We start from the raw sequence: 21,417 nt of genomic DNA, 5'->3' as shown, positions 1-21,417 counted from the left end.
AATCCCTAATGCCTAATGAAAAATGACAAATGCCACACCATTAACTTACCTTAAAGAAGTGACTCGCTCACTGCGCAAAATGAGATAATTGATATAAGTGGTTTCAAGACAATCTTGTTCCCACACTGATAAAATCCGTTTAGCCGCAAAATAATAATCTTTGTTTCTCAACAACATCCCAACGGTGCGGCTAAGCTTTTCAAATCGAACGTGATCGCTCGCAGAGATGTAGTCATCGTCACTTTCAATAATGGGCGCTAAACCATCAGCAAACCAATTATTCAATATTTCTCGCATCTCTAATTCAGACTCAGGCACATCCACACTCGACAACTCTCGATGTTGAGGCGGTGGCACTATGTACTTCGACGCTTGCGGTGAACTGACATAACGATACATGTCGTCCCTCCTGTCTAACGGACCCTTCCAATAATTAAGGACATATTTACCTGTTCTCAAGTTTATTTAGCGAAACAAAAAAATAAATAAAAAAAAGCCATGTATCAATAACTCTACATGGCTTTAATGAGGGCAACTTTACGCTGCCCTATCTGCTTGTTGGTTTAGACTAGATGTCGGTTTAGGCTAAAACTAAGCTCTCTCGATTAAATCGAGCTTTGGTCGAAGTCGTTGCCTTGATCCGTTCCAGTTTGAGAATCTGAATCGAAGCTTCCAGAGTCGTCCGTGAAGTCAACACCTTGATCTTGACCACCTGAACTTGTCCAGTCGCTGCCACCAGATTCCATACCCGCCATGTCCGGTTGCTGTTCTTGCGTAGAACCTTGCATGGTGTATTGATCATCGACCTCAACTTCAACAGAACCGCTAGCACCGTCTATTGAGCTACCCAATTCGTCGTAACCTTGGAATTGGATCTCGCTAGTACCTTCGTAACCTTCTGGGAGTTCGACAGATACAGGCTGCTCTAGGTTGCCACTGATTGTGAAGCTACCATCACCGTTATCCAGTGCATTGCTCACAGTAGCGCCCTCAGGTAGACCAGACATATCAGCGTAATCAACCGATTCGTTACCACTCACCTCATCTGGAATCGAGATAGAGATAGTATCGCCCGGCGCCGCAGTTACATCTGCTGCGCTGTCTTCAGTTTCAGCATCTTGAGCTTGGTCATCAGCTTGTTGAGCCACTTCCACTTGTTGCTCTTCTGTTGCTTGAGCAGCTTGGACTTGTGGTTCATCACTTTGTACTGAATCATCTTCAACTTGGATGCTTAAGCTGTGACTTGATACTTCACCGCCGTCGTTAACTTCAACATTCATCGCTAAATTGCCATCGAAGTCTTCGTTCGGCCAGTAAGTCCACTCACCTTCACCTGATTCGGCAAAGAAGCCAGCATCGTTCGCGTCTGCAACATCAACAACTTGTGCAGAATCACTCACGCCTAACTCATCCACCAGCTGTGCATCCGTGATAGTTAGTGAACCATCATCAGCTAAGGTATAACCTTCGCTCGCCGCTGCTTCATCGCCACTTTGGATATCCACATTGAAGAAGCTTTCGATGCGATTTTCGCCATCGGTCGCTATAAACCCAACTTGAACATCGCCGGTGTAGTCTTCAGCAGGAGTGAATTGATAGTTACCTTGGTTATCGCTCTCAATTACGCCCTGACCTTCCATCAAGCTTACTGACTCAATGCTCAAGCTGTCGCCTTCTGCATCGCTCAGATTCGCTAACATGTCTTCATCAGTGAACGACAAGGTGGCATCCGCTGCGATTTCCGTCGTTGTGATGCTGTTAACTTCTGGTGCTGCATTCCCTTGCGAGTCACCTTCTTTCACGACTACGCCAGTTTGCTCATCATGAAGCACGCCATCTTTATCAACCACGTAAGCTATATCTGCTTCGCCAGTGAAGCCTGGTGCTGGTGTGAAGGTCCAAGTGCCATCGCCATTATCGACAATCTCACCTTGGCTGCGGTCGGCAAGATGAACCAGTTTCACTTCATCATCACTGTCAGCATCCACATTCTCAGCCAAACCGATTAGGTCGTCCGCCGTTAGGATGATGGAATCACCCGCTACGGTTTCGAAATCACCAGAATCGATGCCATCTTCAAACGCTTCCGGCTCATCTCCGTAATCAACCGTTGTTGCGCTAACCGTTACGAAGAACTCACCATGGAAGTCTTCAGGAGGCGTCATTTGAATGTTTGAGATATCCCAGTCGAACAGGTCGATGTATTGACCCGGCTCGGTGATCATCACGGTATTCACACCATCTGTTACCTCGAATCCAACAGGGAAACCTGTCATCACTAGGTTACTCAGTGTCTCTGAGTCATCGACTAGGCCAACATTCAGTCCTAAGTGACCGGTTTCATCCTCACCGAACACCAATGGACCGTCATGGTCAGTTGAAATAACCGCGCCATCTGCGACAGGACGTACGAACACAGGAACATCGAGAACGGTTTCAAACTCACCGTCACTCACGACAACTTGTAGGTCAGAAACACCCGCAAAGTCGCCTGTTGGTGTGAATGTCCACGTACCATCACCGTTGTCTGTTACTTCTCCGCCATCTTCACCGTCTGCGGTGATAATGCGAGAAACAACAAGGTCAGCGGTATCAATGTCACCGAACAAGTTCATCAAGTCGCCAGCATCGAAGGTGAACGCGCCATCTTCGTCTGTGGTCATCATTGCGTTGCCGACATTGAATGGTGCGTCGTTAACCGGAATGACATCCACATTCAGCGACCCATCAACCACTTCTTCACCGTCAGTAGCTTGATAACCCAGTTCCACTAAGCCATTGAAGTCTTGAGTAGTCACTAAGTGATACATGCCGTCTGGTTGCTGAGTTAAGGTTGCGTTCGCTGGAGCTCGAACTGTGATGCTCTCGATGCTGATCTCGTCGCCATCAAGGTCTGTTACTTGATCTGCGATGTAAGCAGGGTCAATCACCATGACCACATCTTCTTCGCCTTGCATCTCAATCATTGGCGCTTCAGGTGCATCATTCACTGGTGTAACATCGATGTTGCCGTCGACTGAAATAGTCTCTTGGCCATCGCTAACATTAAACGTCATTGGCACATCGCCATTGAAGTTTTCGTTTGGCGTAAATGACCAAGTACCATCTTCGTTGTCTAGCAACTCACCTAAGCTAGGGTCGATTTGTAGACCCGAAGCTGACAGCTCATCTGCGGTGTTATCGATGTCGGTAGCTTGAGCTAACAACATGTCTTGTGTGATTAGGATGGTGCTGTCTTCGGCTGTGGTTAATTTCACATCCTCAGATTCTGGTCCATCGTTCACAGCCAGAACTTCGATACCTGCCGTTGTTGTCGCAGTTGCACCGTCATCGTCGGTCACAACCACATCTAGGCTGATATCACCATTAAAGTTCTCGCTTGGCGTGAAGGTCACAGACCCATTATCGTTTTGAACCAAGGTGCCGTCAGAGCCTGAGTAAGTCACACTTTCAAGCGACACTTCGCCATCAACGTCAGAGCTATTAGCAATCAACTGCTCAGGGCTAATGGTTATCGTGCCATCTTCGTTCATTTGGTAAGACGTTGAACCTGCCACTGGTGCATCATTCACATCCGTTACCGTCACATCAATATTGGCATCGACTGTCTCAGTGCCATCAGTCACTGTGAAGCCAAGGTTTACATCGCCATTGAAGTTCTCGTTCGGAGCAAAGCTATAAGTGCCGTCACCGTTGTCAGTGAACACACCCTCTGTGCCCGTGTAAGACACATCAGTGATAGATAGGTCATCACCATCAATATCCGCAGCGCCTGCTAATAGGTCAGCGTCAGTGAAGGTTAACGTACCATCTTCCTCAACGGTAAAGCTCTGGTCAGCAGCCGTTGGTAAGTCGTTCACTGGGTTAACGGTTAGGTCTACGCCAGCTTGGACTGTCTCGATACCGTCTGAAACATCGAAGCTTAGGTCTATGTCGCCGTTGAAGTCAGCATCCGGAGTGATAGTAAATGAACCATCATCGTTCGCTGTTACAGTCGCATTGTCACCTGCAGATAGGTTGCTTGCGGTCAGTGCATCACCATCAACGTCGGATGCGTTAGCCAGCAACTGCTCTTGAGATAGCGTAATTGAACCATCTTCATCAACCGAGTAAGCCACGTTTCCGGCCACTGGTGCGTCATTAACAGCAATAACTTCAATACCAGCGGTGGTTTGAGCCGTTGCACCGTCGTCATCAATAACCGTCACATCAAGGTTGATGTCGCCGTTAAAGTTTTCATTTGGTGCGAACGTTACCGAACCATCTTCGTTTTGAACCAAGATACCGTCTGCACCTGAGTAGCTCACGCTATCAAGCGACACCTCACCGTCCACATCGGAGCTATTAGCAATCAACTGCTCAGGGCTCAATGTAATAGTGCCATCTTCGTTCATTTGGTAAGACGTTGCGCCTGCCACTGGTGCATCGTTAACGTCTGTTACCGTTACGTCGATATTTGCATCAACCGTCTCTGTACCGTCAGATACTGAGAAGTCCAGACTTACATCACCGTTGAAGTTCTCGTTTGGTGCAAAGGTGTAAGTGCCATCGCCATTGTCGGTAAACACACCCTCTGCGCCAGTGTAAGACACATCGGCAACTGAAAGCTCATCACCATCAATATCAGAAGCACCCGCGAGCAGTTGCTCGTCTGTAAAGGTAAGTGAACCGTCTTCTTCAATGGTGTAAGCGACATCTTCTACAACTGCGATGTCATTCACTGGATTCACAGTAAGGTCGGCCGTTGCAACAACCGTTTCAGTACCATCAGAAAGGTCGAAGCTTAGGTCGATATCGCCATTGAAGTTCGCATCTGGCGTTACCGTAAAGGTGCCATCGCCATTATCAACAACGGTTGCATTATCGCCTGCGCTTAAGTTGCTTGCGGTCAGATCATCGCCATCCACATCAGATGCTTGAGACAGCAACTGCTCTTGAGTCAGAGTAATCGAACCATCTTCATCAATGCTGTATGCCAAATCACCCGATACAGGTGGATCGTTAATTGGAAGAACATCAATACTTGCGCTGGTGGCTACTGTCGCACCTTCTTCATCTGTCACCACTACATCTAGGCTAACATCGCCATCGAAGTTTGCGTTCGGTGCAAAGCTGAATGTGCCGTTACCGTTGTCAGTAAAGATACCGTCAGCGCCTGTGTAAGTAACGCTATCAATCGCCACTTCGCCTTCAATATCCGAAGAGTTAGCCAACAGTTGCTCTGCACTGATGGTGATAACTTCATCTTCGTTGACTGAGTAGCTGGTTGAGCCTGCGATTGGCGGATCGTTCACCTCAAGTACAGTGATTCCCGCTGTGGTCGCTTCTGTTGCCCCTTCTTCATCGGTAACAATAACCGCTAAGCTCACATCACCATTGAAGTTCTCGTTTGGCGAGAAAGTATAAGTGCCGTCACCGTTGTCTTCGAACACACCATCACTGCCAGTGTAAGTCACGCTATCAATCGCAACCTCACCTTCAATATCTGAAGAGTTGGCTAATAGCTGTTCGTTACTGATCGTGATTGAGTTGTCTTCATGCACAGTGTAAGACGTGCTACCCGCCACTGGTGGATCGTTCTCAGGCGTCACGCTCACATCAATGTTGGCTTGAACCGTATCCGTGCCATCTGACACATCAAAGCTGAAGTTCACATCACCATTGAAGTTCTCGTTTGGCGCAAAGCTGTAGCTTCCGTCACCATTGTCGGTAAGCACACCATCAGCACCAGTGTATGTCACACCTTCGACTGTTAGGTCGTCACCTTCAACATCCGTTGCACCCGTTAACAGGTCTGCGTCAGTGAAGTTAAGAACCCCATCTTCACCAATAGTGAATGCTTGATCTTGTGGCTCTGGCGCATCATTGACAGGTGTTACCGTCAAGTCTAGGCCAGCAGCGACCATGTCCTCTCCATCGGTGACATCGTAACTAAATTCGATATTACCGTTGAAGTTTTCACTCGGTGTAATGGTGAAACTGCCATCGTCGTTCATTTGAACGGTCGCATTTTCATCATTGGTGGTTAGGTTGATTGCTGATAGGTCATCACCATCAATGTCGACAGCGTGCTCTAGCAACTGCTCTTGAGTTAGCGTGATGCTGTTATCTTCGGCTGTAACGGCACTAATATCACCGTCAACTTCTGGAGCATCGTTCGCAGGTGAGATGTGAATCGTCACGTCTTGCGTAGCTGTTGCGGTTGTACCGGTATCAACATCTGTTGATGTTGCATTCACAGTTAGAACCACATCACCATTGAAGTCACCTGAAGGGATAAACTCTAGCCCTTCTAGCTCGCCTGGTTGCAATGACCAAGTGCCATCACCGTTATCGGTACCTGCAGAAAGCGAGCTGCCTTCTGGCACGTCTTCAATCAAGATAGCAAGGTTTTCTGAGCCATCGGTATCTGTTAGAGCTGCATCAATATCAAGTGGTACAGGTGTGTCTTCAGTACCAATGATTTGGTAATCCGCGTCAGACACTGTGATTTCGATGTTGTCGATACCAAACGCCTCGTCACTCACACCTTGGTTCAAGGTTGAACCGAAGCCTAACTCAAGTTGGCCGTCTTCAACGGGTACCGTTAGGTTGATTTGATGTGCTTGGTCGTTCCAACCACTGAAGCCTTCACCTTGCGACACGCCGTGAACAACTTCACCGACTTCATTGCCCGCTGAATCGTACAACGTTGTAGTGCCATCTTGAGTTTGGAACGCCGAGTTATCTAACGAAGTAAGCTCTTCGCCGCCGACAAAGATTTGGAATGACTCACCATCCCAAGAATCAATTTCGTAGAAACTGAACGAGATATTAACTTCGCTCACATCACTTGGAATGTCGTAAGTTTTGCTGACAGCTTCATCGCCACCAGTGCCACCAATACGACCTAGCATGTCACCTGATTCGAAGCCTTGTGAGCTTTCAGTACCGGTATTCCAGCCGTTTGAGCCAGACTCGAAGTTGTCAGAAGCAATCACTAGGTCAGAAGCAATCGACAGCTCTGGCATATCAACCACAGATTGAACATCAATCGTCGCTTCTGCTGGTACTGTCGCTGTACCGTCATTCACGTCGAACGTCACATTTACATTGCCGTCGAAGTTTTCATTCGGTGCGAATGTGTAAGTACCGTCGCCGTTATCAACCAAAGTACCGCTACCTGAAGCAACATTTTCAACCGATAGGTTATCGCCATCAATGTCGCCCGCATTTTGCAGCAGTTGCTCTTCTGTGAAGGTAAAGCTGGTGTCTTCTTGAGTCACAAATTGTGGCTCACCGACTGTTGGCAAGTCATTAACTGGGTTAACCGTTAGGTCAGCCGTTGCTTGAAGCGTCGCATCGCCATCGGTAATGTCGAAGTTCAAATCAATGTCGCCATTGAAGTTAGCATCTGGCGTGATAGTGAAACTACCATCATCGTTTGCTGTAACTATCGCATCACCACCAACAGTTAGATTAGCCGCTGTTAAGTCATCGCCGTCAACATCGTTAGCTTGAGCAAGTAATTGCTCTTGGCTCAAGGTAATTGAACCATCTTCGTCCACGCTGTACGCCAAGTCACCCGATACCGGAGCATCGTTAACAGGCAGAACATCAATGCTTGCGTTGGTTGCTACGGTTGCGCCTTCTTCATCAGTAACGACAACATCAAGGCTTACATCGCCATCGAAGTTAGCGTTTGGTGCGAAGCTGAATGTTCCGTCACCATTGTCGGTAAATATACCGTCTGAGCCTGTGTAGTTAACGCTATCAATCGCCACTTCACCTTCGATATCAGAAGCGTTCGCCAACAGTTGCTCTGAACTGATGGTGATAACTTCGTCCTCGTTGACTGAGTAGCTGGTTGAGCCTGCGATTGGTGGATCGTTCACCTCAAGTACAGTAATACCCGCGGTGGTCGCTTCAGTTGCGCCCTCTTCATCGGTAACGACAACATCAAGGCTAACTTCGCCGTTGAAGTTTTCGTTTGGCGAGAAGGTGTAAGTACCGTCACCATTGTCTTCAAAGACACCGTCAGCGCCAGTGTAAGTAACGCTGTCAACGGCCACATTACCTTCAATGTCCGAAGAGTTAGCAAGTAACTGTTCGTCGCTGATGGTAATTGAGTTGTCTTCATGAACGGTGTAAGACGTGCTACCTGCAACCGGTGGATCATTCTCTGGTGTCACGCTGACATCAATGTTGGCTTGAACCGTATCCGTGCCATCTGACACATCAAAACTGAAGTTTACATCACCATTGAAGTTCTCGTTTGGCGCAAAGCTGTAGCTTCCGTCGCCATTATCAGTAAGAACACCGTCCGCACCTGTGTAAGTAACGCCTTCAACCGATAGGTCATCCCCATCAATGTCGGTCGCACCTGTTAGCAAGTCTTCATCAGTGAAGCTCAAGATGCCGTCTTCGCCAATGCTGAACGTTTGATCTTGTGGTTGTGGAAGGTCATTAACTGGGTTAACGGTGAGGTCAGCCGTCGCAACAAGCGTATCTGTACCGTCGCTAATGTCAAACGTTAGGTCAATGTCACCATTGAAGTTCGCATCAGGGGTAATGGTAAAGCTGCCGTCATCGTTAGCAACAACCGTCGCGTCTCCATCAACAATCAAGTTAGAAGCAGTAAGGTCGTCGCCATCTACATCACTCGCTTGCGAAAGAAGTTGCTCTTGGCTCAAGGTAATCGAACCGTCTTCCTCAACACTGTATGAAAGGTCGCCTGATACTGGTACATCGTTGATTGGTAATACATCAACCGTAATAAACGTATCAACCTGAGCGCCGTCTTCATCTTGAATGGTTACATCCAATTGAACTTGGCCGTTGAAGTTTTCATTCGGAGCGAAGCTACATGTACCGTCACCATTGATTGAGAAGATACCGTCTGGGCCATCGTAGTTGATCTCAACAAGCTCAACATCACCTTCAATATCAGAAGCGTTCAACAGAACTTGAGACTCATTGAAAGTCAGTACTGAATCTTCATCGATGGTGTATGACGTAGGGCCAGCAACTGGCGGATCGTTCACCTCAAGGACAGTAATACCCGCCGTTGTTGCTTCAGTCGCTCCATCTTCATCCGTCACGACAACATCTAGGCTAACTTCGCCATTAAAGTTCTCGTTTGGCGAGAAGGTGTATGTACCGTCACCGTTGATTTCCAGAACACCGTCGCTACCACTGTAAGTCACGTTATCAATTGCGACTTCGCCTTCGATATCCGAAGAGTTCGCTAGCAGTTGTTCGTTGCTGATTGTAATAGAGTTGTCTTCATGAACCGTGTAAGACGTACTACCCGCAACCGGAGGATCATTCTCTGGCGTCACGCTCACATCAATGTTAGCGGTTACCGTATCGGTTCCATCTGATACATTGAACGAGAAGTTCACATCGCCATTGAAGTTTTCATTCGGCGCGAAACTGTAGGTGCCATCGCCATTATCGGTTAGGACACCATCTGCGCCAGTGTAAGTTACACCTTCAACACTTAGGTCGTCCCCTTCAATGTCCGTTACACCTGTTAATAGGTCTTGGTCATTGAACGTTAACACGCCATCTTCGCCGACTGTGAATGCGTGGTCTTGTGCTTCTGGACCGTCATTTACTGGTGAAACTGTTAACTCAAGGTTGGTAGAGACAACATCATCACCATCAGACACATCAAACGTAAAGCTCACATCGCCATTGAAATCAGCATCTGGCGTTAATGTGTACGTACCATCACCGTTATCGGTAATCGTAACGCTCTCATCATCGGTTGCTAAATTCAGAGCCGTCAACTGATCGCCATCTAAATCACGCGCATTAGCCAATAAGTCTTCTTGCGTAATGATGATTGAACCATCTTCTTCAACCGTTGCAGAAACCGGAAGTGCTTCAGGTGCGTGCTCAATGTGCGCGCCTGTCGCGTTAATGTAGATGGTTTGAGATACCGTTTCAGAATCATCATTCGATAACTCTGTCGCAGTTGCGGTTACATGAACTTCAAGCTGCTCATTGAAGTCTTCTGGTAACTGGATTTGTAACGCATTTTCGATAGCCGTTGTTGGTAAGTTCACCGTACCATCAGGGCCAACCGTTACTTCACCGCTGTAGATTTGGCTGTTCACTTCACCGACATCGATTGTGAAGTTGAAGTCAGAATAGTCAGCATCACCGCCGCCATACAAATCTTCAAATCCGTAAACCAGCTCGCCGTCTTCATTAACCGTAGTACGAGTATGTTCGATACCATCTTGGTTTAGCTGAGAGCTTGAACCACCATGGAAGATCGCGTCACCATTTTGGCCTTGAATCACTGTCTCGGTTCCATCAGCAGCCACAAAGACAAGTTGAGGATCAACCGTATCCATGTTCGCAGGCGAACCATCCTCAGCACGGAACTCGTACTGACCGTCTTGCATCGCATCAAAGTCGTTGTGCTGATGTCCGTTTGGAATTAAGAACAGGTTAAAGCTTTCGCCTTCCTCGACTTGGAAGCTGAATTGATCTTGCCCTGGAACAAGGTCGCCGCCACCACCAACTTGTGATGCGTTTTCGTAAACAACTTCAACACCTGTGATGTTGCCGTCTTCGTCTACTTTGTAGTAACCCGCAGCGTTTTGGTAGCCAGCCGTCTCACCTTCAAACGTTACTGTGATTTCAGTGTCGTTGTAACTGGTGATACCGTTCTCTTGGTCATTCAGAACGCCTTCGTTATCGTATTGAATAACCGAACCTTCTGGCACACCATCTACTGTAACAGTGAGTGTTTCAGACAAGTCTTGGTCGACAAGTGCCGCAGCAATGTTCAGTTCAACAATACCGCCTGGCTCAACCAAAATCGCCTGGTCGTCGACGTTAACACCATCACCATCCGTGATAACTAAGTCAGGCGCATCAGCAACTGCTTCAATGTGAACATTAATGTCTTGTTCAACTTCATCCGTACCGTCTGTCACAGTAAAGCTGAACTGCAGATCACCACTGAAGTGCTCTTCAGGAACGAAGCTGAACGTGCCATCGCCGTTGTCGGTTACTGTGCCTTCATCACCAGAGTAATTGATGCTGGTAACGCTTAGGTCGTCGCCATCAATATCAATTGCAGCACTCAATAGATCTTCTTGAGTGAACAGGATGCTGCCATCCTCTTCGATGTGGTACATTCCTGGAGCAACAATTGGAATGTCATTCACCGGATTAACGGTCAATGTCATATCATTAGACGTGCTCAGCTCACCGTCGCTCACCTCATAAGTGAATGCAATATCGCCATTGAAGTTCTCTGAAGGTGTCACTGTGTACGTGCCATCACCATTGTCTACAATGCTGGCATTTGGATCGTTAGTTTCAAGCGCGCTTGCAAACAACTCATCGCCATCTTGGTCGCTCGCGTTCTCCAACAACATTTCTTGTGTAACGAGGATTGAACCATCTTCGTCGACATCTGCCACCATTGGCGTCGCTTCTGGCGCATCGTTGACGAACTCAACTTTTAGGTCGATGTTTGCGGCAACCACATCAGTGCCATCGCTCACATCAAACGCTAAGTCAACGTTACCGAAGAAGCCCTGCTCTGGTGTTAATGTGTATGTTCCATCGCCATTGTCTGTGACTTCTACCGTGTCGCTTGCACTCGTCACATTCACAACTGACAGTTCGTCGCCTTCAATGTCTGTCGCTTGTGCTAATAGTTCAGCTTCGGTAATGGTAATCGCTTGACCGTCTTCCGTAGTGAAAGACATGTCAGGCACGTCTGGAGCATCGTTGATAGGGTTTACGGTTAGGTTGAGGTCAGCCGCAACAGTTTCGATCGCGTCAGTGACATCATAAGTAAACTCAATCTCACCAAAGAAATCTGCACTTGGTGTAATAGTGAAGCTACCGTCTGGGTTTTCTACAACAACCGCATTTGGATCGTTGGTCGCTAAGTTAACGGCTTCAAGGTTGTCGCCATCGACATCCGTCGCATTCGCTAACAGATCCTCTTGAGTGATAGTGATTGAACCATCTTCATCAACAGCGGCTTCAATTGGACCACCAACCTCTGGGCCTTCATTGACAATTTCAACGTCAACTCTTGCTGTACTTGGTGCGCTTGCTTGGCCATCACTGATATCGAAAGTCAGATTCACTTCACCGTAGAAGTCTTCTGCAGGTTCGAAGGTAAAGGTATTATCACCGTTATCCGTTAACGTACCTTGCGTTTGGTCTGCAAGTAATAGGTTTTCGACATGAAGAATGTCGCCATCAACATCGGTAGCACCAGACAATAGGTCTTTCGCTTCGATGATCATGGAGCCGTTTTCAAGCATTTGGGTGTGCAATGGTTCACCCGGAACCGGCACATCATTGACTGGTACGACCGTTAGGTCTAGATGCGTTGCAACTTCATCAGTTCCATCAAACACATTGTAGTCGATGTCGATTTCACCATTGAAGTTTTCATTCGGCATGAAGGTAAACGTACCATCGCCGTTATCAACTAGCTCACCGTTATCACCACCGTAAGTGATGTCAGAAATAGACAGCGTATCGCCTTCCACATCAGTGGTGTTCGCTAGTAAGTCATCTGCACTGAACGTGATACCTTCATCTTCATCTGTCGATAGAACAATCGGGCCAGAAACGATTGGCGCATCATTTACTGATTCGAAGTTGATATTAATGATGTTGCTGTCTGTTAGCTCACCATCGGTAACTTGGTAACCGAGTTCGATTTCACCATGGAAGTTTTCATCCGGTGTTACCGTCCAAGTGCCATCACCATTATCGGTGAGTGTTGCATGCTCTGAGTTTTCACCCACTAGCTCTAGATTTTCAATATCAAGGTCGTCGCCATCAATATCAGATGCTTGCGCCAGTAGTTGCTCTTCGGTAATCACAACCGAAGCAAACTGGGCAGAACCATCGGTATCGACAGTAATATTCGGAAGATCAGCCGTTAACTCGATTTCGTTGTCACCCGCATGGATATTCAACTCAACCGTTTCAGTAATCTCTGAGCCATCTACACCAATCGATGTAAACACCGCTTCATCATGACAAGTTTGTGACACTGTCATGTTTTGAACGACGTAAGTACCATTACCTTGCACGGTACCGAGCTCAAAGTAGGACACTGGTTGATCAACCGTTAGCGTGTAATCTGTCTCGAAAGTACCACGGTCTTCTTTGTGGTAAGTCATCGAGTCAATTAGGTCGCCATCCTCATTGAACGCTTTGATTTCTACTTCTGTAAAGTGACGAGACTCTTCCATGAACCAACCACCCAAACCATCTAGGTGGAAACTGATTTCATTGATGTCTTGACCTTCAACTGAAACCGTCAGTTTCTCATCACCACTTAAGCCTTGGCGGTCAGTATCACCGATACCATGACCAATGTGGGTGTTGCCATTCCAGGCACCAAGAGGGTCATCGTTACTTTGAACAGTTACCGTTAAGTCACCATCTGAGAACTCACGCGTATAAGGGTCAACTTCTGTACCCCAATCATCCACACTCGCGTTATCGTCAAACGTACCGATTTGTGTGGTGTGTGTACCTTCAGCAAGAGCATCTTCACTTGGAACAAAGCGCACTTCGGTATCTGCAGGAACTTCTTGTCCTACTTCCAGTACCACCCATTCGTCATTCACATTTGCTTCAATGATGCCGTTTTCTGGCGCTTGGTCTAAACGTAGTGCTGGTTCTTCACGAAGTGTCACACCAACTGTTTGGTCTTCTTGCGCTTGGATGAAGATTTCATCGCCCGCTTCTGGCGCATCGTTGACAGGGTTAACCGTCAAGTCGAGTGTCGTCAGAACTTCATTCTCACCATCACTGATGCTGTATGTGAAGTCCAACTCGCCATTGAAGTTTTCTGTGTGCGTAATAGTGAATGAACCATCGTCATTAGTAACAATTGTCGCATCTGGATCGTTGGTTTGTAGGTTAGATGCCGTTAACTCATCACCTTCAACATCGGTCGCATTAGCGAGTAACTGCTCTTGAGTAATGGTGATTGAATTATCTTCATCGACTTCAGCCTGAATGCCCGAAGTTTCAGGTCCGTCATTCACAGCGATAACATCGATGCCAGCGGTTGTGGTTGCGGTTGCACCGTCTTCGTCAACGACAACAACGTCTAGTGAAATATCACCATCGAAGTTTTCATTTGGCGTAAAGGTGTAAGTACCATTGCCATTATCAACAAAAGAGCCGTCATCACCGGAGTACGATACTCCAGACAGTGAAACATCACCTTCTACATCGGAAGAGTTTGCCAATAATTGCTCATCACTGATCGTGATTTGGCCATCTTCTTGAACTGTGTACGATGTTGAGCCCGCTACTGGTGGGTCATTCTCAGGCGTTACGCTGACATCAATAACAGCTGATGTTGAATCAGTACCGTCAGAGACATCGAATGAGAATTGAACATCACCATTGAAGTTCTCGTTTGGAGCAAAGCTATATGTGCCGTCGCCATTATCGCTAAGAACACCATCTGCACCAGTGTAGAGCACGTTTTCAATCGACAGCTCGTCACCATCAACATCCGACGCGCCTACAAGCAGGTCAGCATCGGTGAAGAGTAACGTACCGTCTTCTTCAATCGTGAACTGTTGATCTTGCGCTTGTGGCAAGTCATTAACCGGATTCACGGTAATGTCTAGGCCAACTTGAACTGAACCACCATCGTTATCGATGATATCGAAGTTCAGATCTAGGTCACCGTTGTAATCTGCGTTCGGTGTGATGGTGTAGCTGCCATCATCATTGTGTTGGATGGTCGCATTTTCATCAGTAGATAGGTTGATAGCTTCTAAGTTGTCGCTATCGATATCACCTGCTCTTGCTAGCAATTGCTCTTGGCTTAGCGTGATGGAGCTATCTTCATTGATGGTGTAAGCCAAATCGCCCGATACTGGCGCATCATTGATTGGCAATACATCAACGTTAATGTGTGTTTCAACCGTTGCGCCATCTTCATCTTGAATGGTCACACCCAGTTGAACCTGACCATTGAAGTTTTCGTTGGGTGCAAAGCTGCATGTACCATCACCATTTACAGTGAAGATACCGTCAGAGCCATTGTAGTTAATGCCAACAAGTTCTACATCGCCTTCGACATCCGAAGCATTCACAAGAATCTGAGATTCACTGAACGTCAGAACCGAATCTTCGTCAATGGTGTATGACGTTGGACCCGCAACTGGTGGATCGTTCACTTCAAGAACGGTAATACCTGCTGTGGTTTCATCAATTGCACCTTCTTCATCTGCAACAATCACATCAAGGCTGATATCACCGCTGAAGTTTTCATTAGGAAGGAAGGTATAGCTGCCATCGCCGTTATCTTGGAACACACCATCAGTGCCACTGTAAGTCACAGTATCAACCGACACCGCACCTTCAATATCCGAAGAGTTAGCTAGCAACTGTTCATCAGAAATTGTGATGGCATTGTCTTCATTGACCATGTATGAGGTTGAACCCGCAACTGGCGGATCGTTCTCAGGAGTCACACTCACATCAATGTTAGCGCTGACTGTTTCTGTGCCATCAGACACATCGAAACTGAAGTTCACATCGCCATTGAAGTTCTCGTTTGGCGCAAAGGTATAAGTACCATCACCGTGGTCGGTCAGTACGCCATCACCACCTGTATAGCTAATACCTTCAACGGTTAAGTCGTCGCCATCAATATCGGTGGCACCGGTAAGTAAGTCGGCGTCTGTAAATTGAAGCGTACCGTCTTCTGCGATACTGAATTGTTGGTCTTGAGGAACCGGCAAGTCATTAACTGGGTTAACAGTAAGATCGGCGGTTGCTTGAACCGTGTCAGTACCGTCAGTGATGTTGAATTGAATATCAATGTCACCATTGAAGTTCGCATCTGGTGTGATGGTGAAACTGCCGTCATCGTTAGCTACAACCGTCGCATCACCACCAACTGTTAAGTCACTTGCGGTTAGATCTTCGCCTTCTACATCGGACGCTTGAGACAACAGCTGATCTTGGCTCAGTGTGATTGAACCATCTTCGTTAACGTTGTAAGCCAAATCACCAGACACTGGCGCATCATTGATTGGTAATACGTCAACATTGATGACGGTTTCCACTTCTGCACCATCTTCATCACGAATGGTGACATCAAGCTGAACTTGGCCATTAAAGTTCTCATTTGGAGCGAAGCTGCAAGTGCCGTCACCATTTACTGAGAAGATACCCTCAGGGCCATCGTAGCTAATACCAACAAGCTCAACATCCCCTTCTACATCTGAGGCGTTAAGCAACACTTGAGACTCACTGAAGGTAAGTACTGAGTCTTCATCAATGGTGTAAGACGTAGGGCCTGCAACCGGCGGATCGTTCACTTCAAGAACATTGATGCCCGCGGTCGTTGAGTCGGTCGCACCATCTTCATCAGCAACAACCACATCCAGTGCAATTTCACCGCTGAAGTTCTCATTTGGCGAGAAGGTGTAAGTGCCGTTACCATTGATTTCAAGGACACCGTCGCTACCAGAGTAAGTCACGCTGTCTATCGATACATCACCTTCAATATCTGAAGATGTTGCCAATAGTTGTGCATCAGAAATGGTAATCGAATTATCTTCATTGACCGTGTAGGACGTTGAGCCCGCAACAGGCGGATCGTTCTCAGGAGTCACGCTAACATCAATGTTTGCAGACACCGTATCGGTACCGTCCGACACATCGAAGCTAAAGCTCACATCACCATTGAAGTTTTCGTTTGGCGCAAAGCTATATGAGCCCTCACCTAAGTCAGTCAGTACGCCATCAGTGCCTTCATAAGTGATGCCCTCAACCGTCAGGTTATCACCTTCAACGTCTGTCGCGCCTGTAAGCAGATCCGCGTCTGTGAACTGTAAAGTACCGTCTTCTGCAATACTGAACTGTTGATCTTGAGGTACTGGTAGGTCGTTTACTGGGTTAACCGTTAGGTCAGCCGAAGCTTGAACCGTGTTGGTACCATCTGAGATATCGAAGCTGATATCGATGTCACCATTGAAGTTCTCATCTGGCGTGATGGTGAAGCTGCCGTCATCATTAGCTACAACCGTCGCATCTCCACCAACCGTTAGGCCGCTAGCAGTAAGGTCATCGCCCTCTACGTCAGATGCTTGTGATAGCAATTGCTCTTGGCTTAAACGGATAGAACCGTCTTCATCGATTGAGTACGCTAGGTCACCCGATACAGGCGCATCATCAACGGCAGTTACGCTTACGTCGATGTTGGCAGAGACTGTATCGGTACCATCTGATACATCAAAGCCAAAGTTTACGTCGCCATTGAAGTTCTCATTCGGAGCAAAGGTGTACGTACCATTACCGTTATCAGTAAGAATACCGTCGCCACCATCGTAGGTCACACCTTCAACCGTTAGGTTATCACCTTCAATGTCGGTAGCGCCTGTTAACAGGTCGGCATCGGTGAAGATAAGCGTTCCATCTTCTTCAACACTGAACTGTTGATCTTGAGGTACTGGCAAATCATTTACTGGGTTAACGGTTAGGTCTGCAGAAGCTTGAACCGTATTGGTGCCATCAGAGATATCGAAGCTGATATCGATGTCACCATTGAAGTTCTCATCTGGCGTGATGGTGAAGCTGCCGTCATCATTAGCTACAACCGTCGCATCTCCACCAACCGTTAGGCCGCTAGCAGTAAGGTCATCGCCTTCAACATCAGATGCTTGTGATAACAGTTGCTCTTGGCTTAAACGGATAGAACCGTCTTCATCGATTGAGTACGCTAAGTCACCAGACACTGGCGCATCATCAACCGCTGTAACACTCACATCGATGTTGGCAGAGACCGTATCGGTGCCATCTGACACATCGAAGCCGAAGTTTACGTCACCATTGAAGTTTTCATTCGGTGCGAAGGTGTATGTGCCATTACCGTTGTCGGTAAGAATACCGTCGCCACCGTCGTAGGTCACACTTTCAATAGTAAGGTTGTCACCTTCAATGTCGGTAGCGCCTGTTAATAGGTCTGCATCAGTGAAGATTAACGTGCCGTCTTCTTCAACACTGAATTGTTGGTCTTGTGGAACAGGTAAATCATTTACTGGGTTAACCGTCAGGTCTGCTGAAGCTTGAACGGTATTGGTGCCATCAGAGATATCGAAACTGATATCGATGTCACCGTTGAAGTTTTCATCTGGCGTAATCGTGAAGCTGCCGTCATCGTTTTGAGTAACCGTTGCATCACCGCCAACCGTTAGGCTGCTGGCCGTCAAGTCATCGCCTTCCACATCAGATGCTTGTGATAACAGTTGCTCTTGGCTTAGACGGATAGAACCATCTTCGTCGATTGAGTACGCTAGGTCGCCAGACACTGGCGCATCATCAACCGCTGTTACGCTCACGTCGATGTTTGCTGATACCGTATCGGTGCCATCTGACACATCGAAGCCGAAGTTTACGTCACCATTGAAGTTTTCGTTTGGAGCGAATGTGTAAGTACCATTACCGTTATCAGTAAGGATACCGTCGCCACCATCGTAGGTCACACCTTCAACCGTTAGGTTGTCACCTTCAATGTCGGTAGCGCCTGTTAATAGGTCTGCATCAGTAAAGATTAACGTGCCGTCTTCTTCAACGCTGAACTGTTGATCTTGAGGTACTGGCAGGTCATTAACTGGGTTAACGGTTAGGTCAGCTGATGCTTGAACCGTATTAGTACCATCTGAGATATCGAAGCTGATATCGATGTCGCCATTGAAGTTTTCATCTGGCGTAATCGTGAAACTGCCGTCATCGTTTTGAGTAACGGTTGCATCACCGTCGACCGTTAAGCCGCTGGCTGTTAGGTCATCGCCTTCAACATCTGATGCTTGTGATAGCAACTGCTCTTGGCTTAGACGAATCGAACCATCTTCGTCGATTGAGTACGCTAGGTCGCCAGACACAGGCGCATCATCAACCGCAGTCACACTTACATCGATGTTCGCAGAGACCGTATCGGTGCCGTCTGATACATCGAAGCCGAAGTTTACGTCGCCATTGAAGTTTTCGTTTGGCGCAAAGGTGTAAGTCCCGTTGCCGTTGTCGGTCAGGATACCGTCGCCACCATCGTAGGTCACACTTTCAATAGTAAGGTTGTCACCTTCAATGTCCGTTGCGCCTGTTAATAGGTCTGCATCAGTGAAGATTAACGTGCCGTCTTCTTCAACACTGAATTGTTGATCTTGAGGTACTGGCAAATCATTTACTGGGTTAACGGTTAGGTCAGCTGAAGCTTGAACGGTGTTAGTACCATCTGAGATATCGAAGTTGATATCGATGTCACCATTGAAGTTCTCATCTGGCGTAATCGTGAAGCTGCCGTCATCGTTTTGAGTAACGGTTGCATCACCACCAACCGTTAGGCCGCTAGCAGTAAGGTCATCGCCTTCCACATCAGATGCTTGTGATAACAGTTGCTCTTGGCTTAGACGGATAGAACCATCTTCATCGATTGAGTACGCTAAATCGCCTGACACAGGTGCATCATCAACGGCAGTTACACTCACATCGATGTTGGCAGAGACCGTATCGGTGCCGTCAGAGACATCGAAGCCGAAGTTTACGTCGCCATTGAAGTTTTCATTCGGAGCAAAGGTGTACGTACCATTACCGTTATCAGTAAGGATACCGTCGCCACCATCGTAGGTCACACCTTCAACAGTTAGGTTGTCGCCTTCAATGTCCGTTGCGCCTGTTAACAGGTCTGCATCAGTGAAGATGAGTGTGCCGTCTTCTTCAACGCTGAACTGTTGATCTTGAGGGACTGGCAGGTCGTTAACTGGGTTAACCGTTAGGTCAGCTGATGCTTGAACGGTATTGGTACCATCTGAGATATCGAAGCTGATATCAATGTCGCCATTGAAGTTCTCATCTGGCGTGATGGTGAAACTGCCATCATCGTTAGCTACAACCGTCGCATCACCACCAACCGTTAGGCCGCTAGCAGTCAGGTCATCGCCTTCAACATCAGATGCTTGTGATAACAGTTGCTCTTGGCTTAGACGAATCGAACCATCTTCATCGATTGAGTACGCTAAATCGCCTGACACCGGTGCATCATCAACGGCAGTTACACTCACATCGATGTTTGCAGAGACCGTATCGGTGCCGTCAGAGACATCGAAGCCGAAGTTGACGTCGCCATTGAAGTTTTCATTCGGAGCAAAGGTGTACGTACCATTACCGTTATCAGTAAGAATACCGTCGCCGCCATCGTAGGTCACACCTTCAACCGTTAGGTTATCACCTTCAATGTCTGTCGCACCAGAAAGGAGGTCAGCGTCGGTGAATACAAGAGTTCCGTCTTCCTCGATTTCAAACGTTTTATCTTCAGGAACAGGCGCGTCATTAATCGGGCGTACCGTTAAATCAATTGCGCTGCTAATCGTTTCTTGGCCGTCACTGATGTCGAAAGTAAGGTCAAGTTCACCATTAAAATCAGCTGAAGGAACAACGGTGAAAGTACCATCACCATTGTCTTGAACTGTTGCATCATCACCAACTTGAACGTTAGAAGCAACAAGCTCGTCCCCATCTACATCACTTGCGTATTCGAGTAATTGTTCTTGAGTGAATGTTATGGAGCCATCTTCATCCATGATGTAAGCCAGATCTTGTTCAGCTTCTGGCGCATCATTTTCACTTTCCACTTTGATTTTAAACGTTTCGCTTACCGTTTCAGAATCAAAGTCATCCTCTACTTCGCTAATGGTCTCTTCGTCAGAAGCTTGAACATCAACTGCAAACGTCTCTTCTACTGTTTGTGAATCTAGATTATCACCACCTTGTGACCCTTCAGAGTCTGTTGAAGAACTTGATGCTGCTGAAGTTTGTACTGCTTGACCTTGGGCTTGATTACCTTCTGCATCAACTCCCCCTTCAGATCCGGCAGCACCACCGCCACCTACAGCTTGTGCACCTGCACCAGAACCCTCACCACCACTTCCCGATGTACCTTCAGCGCTTCCTCCTTCAGAAGCAACACTATCTACCACATTGGATTGAGCTGCCTGTGAATCACTACTACTTTCTGGCGTCTCTTCTTGCACAGCCGCACCAGAGGCCGAGGCATCTTCAGCATTACCTGCACCACTCGGATTGTCGTCTAAAGCCTGGTTAACTTCGTCTGCCGCATCCGTATTTTCAGCACCCGTCGCTATTGTCGACGCAATCGTATTTTGTTGATTTTGTTGATTCTGCTGTTGGGAGGGCGTACCCGCGTCGTTCGTGTCCGTTTGTTCTACCGCGTCATTTAGATCTTCATTTTGGTTGTTTTGGTTATTTTCGCCTGCCATTACAGCCTCCGTTGCTACTAGCTAACTGATCGTATTTATAGAGGCATTAAAGGACATCATTTTGAAAAACCAATTTTTTATACAACATTTTTTATAATTTCTTTTTAAAGAGAAAGAATCAAAA

Annotated in this window: 2 protein-coding genes; both read right to left on the bottom strand. The window is 47.2% G+C overall.

Features of this window, described 5'->3' with window-relative positions:
- Positions 1-45 precede the first annotated feature (45 nt).
- Positions 46-399, bottom strand: coding sequence for a hypothetical protein (locus tag AB4517_RS12405; RefSeq protein WP_017060510.1), 354 nt, complete (start codon positions 397-399; stop codon positions 46-48).
- Between the two features lie 206 nt (positions 400-605).
- Positions 606-21,293: a tandem-95 repeat protein gene (locus tag AB4517_RS12400; RefSeq protein WP_372148425.1), complete on the bottom strand. Its 20,688-nt coding sequence runs from the start codon at positions 21,291-21,293 to the stop codon at positions 606-608.
- Between the last annotated feature and the right edge of the window lie 124 nt (positions 21,294-21,417).

Source organism: Vibrio sp. 10N.222.52.C3 (genome assembly GCF_041474195.1).
Classification (GTDB): domain Bacteria; phylum Pseudomonadota; class Gammaproteobacteria; order Enterobacterales; family Vibrionaceae; genus Vibrio; species Vibrio crassostreae_C.
This window is presented reverse-complemented; position numbering and strand designations above follow the sequence as displayed.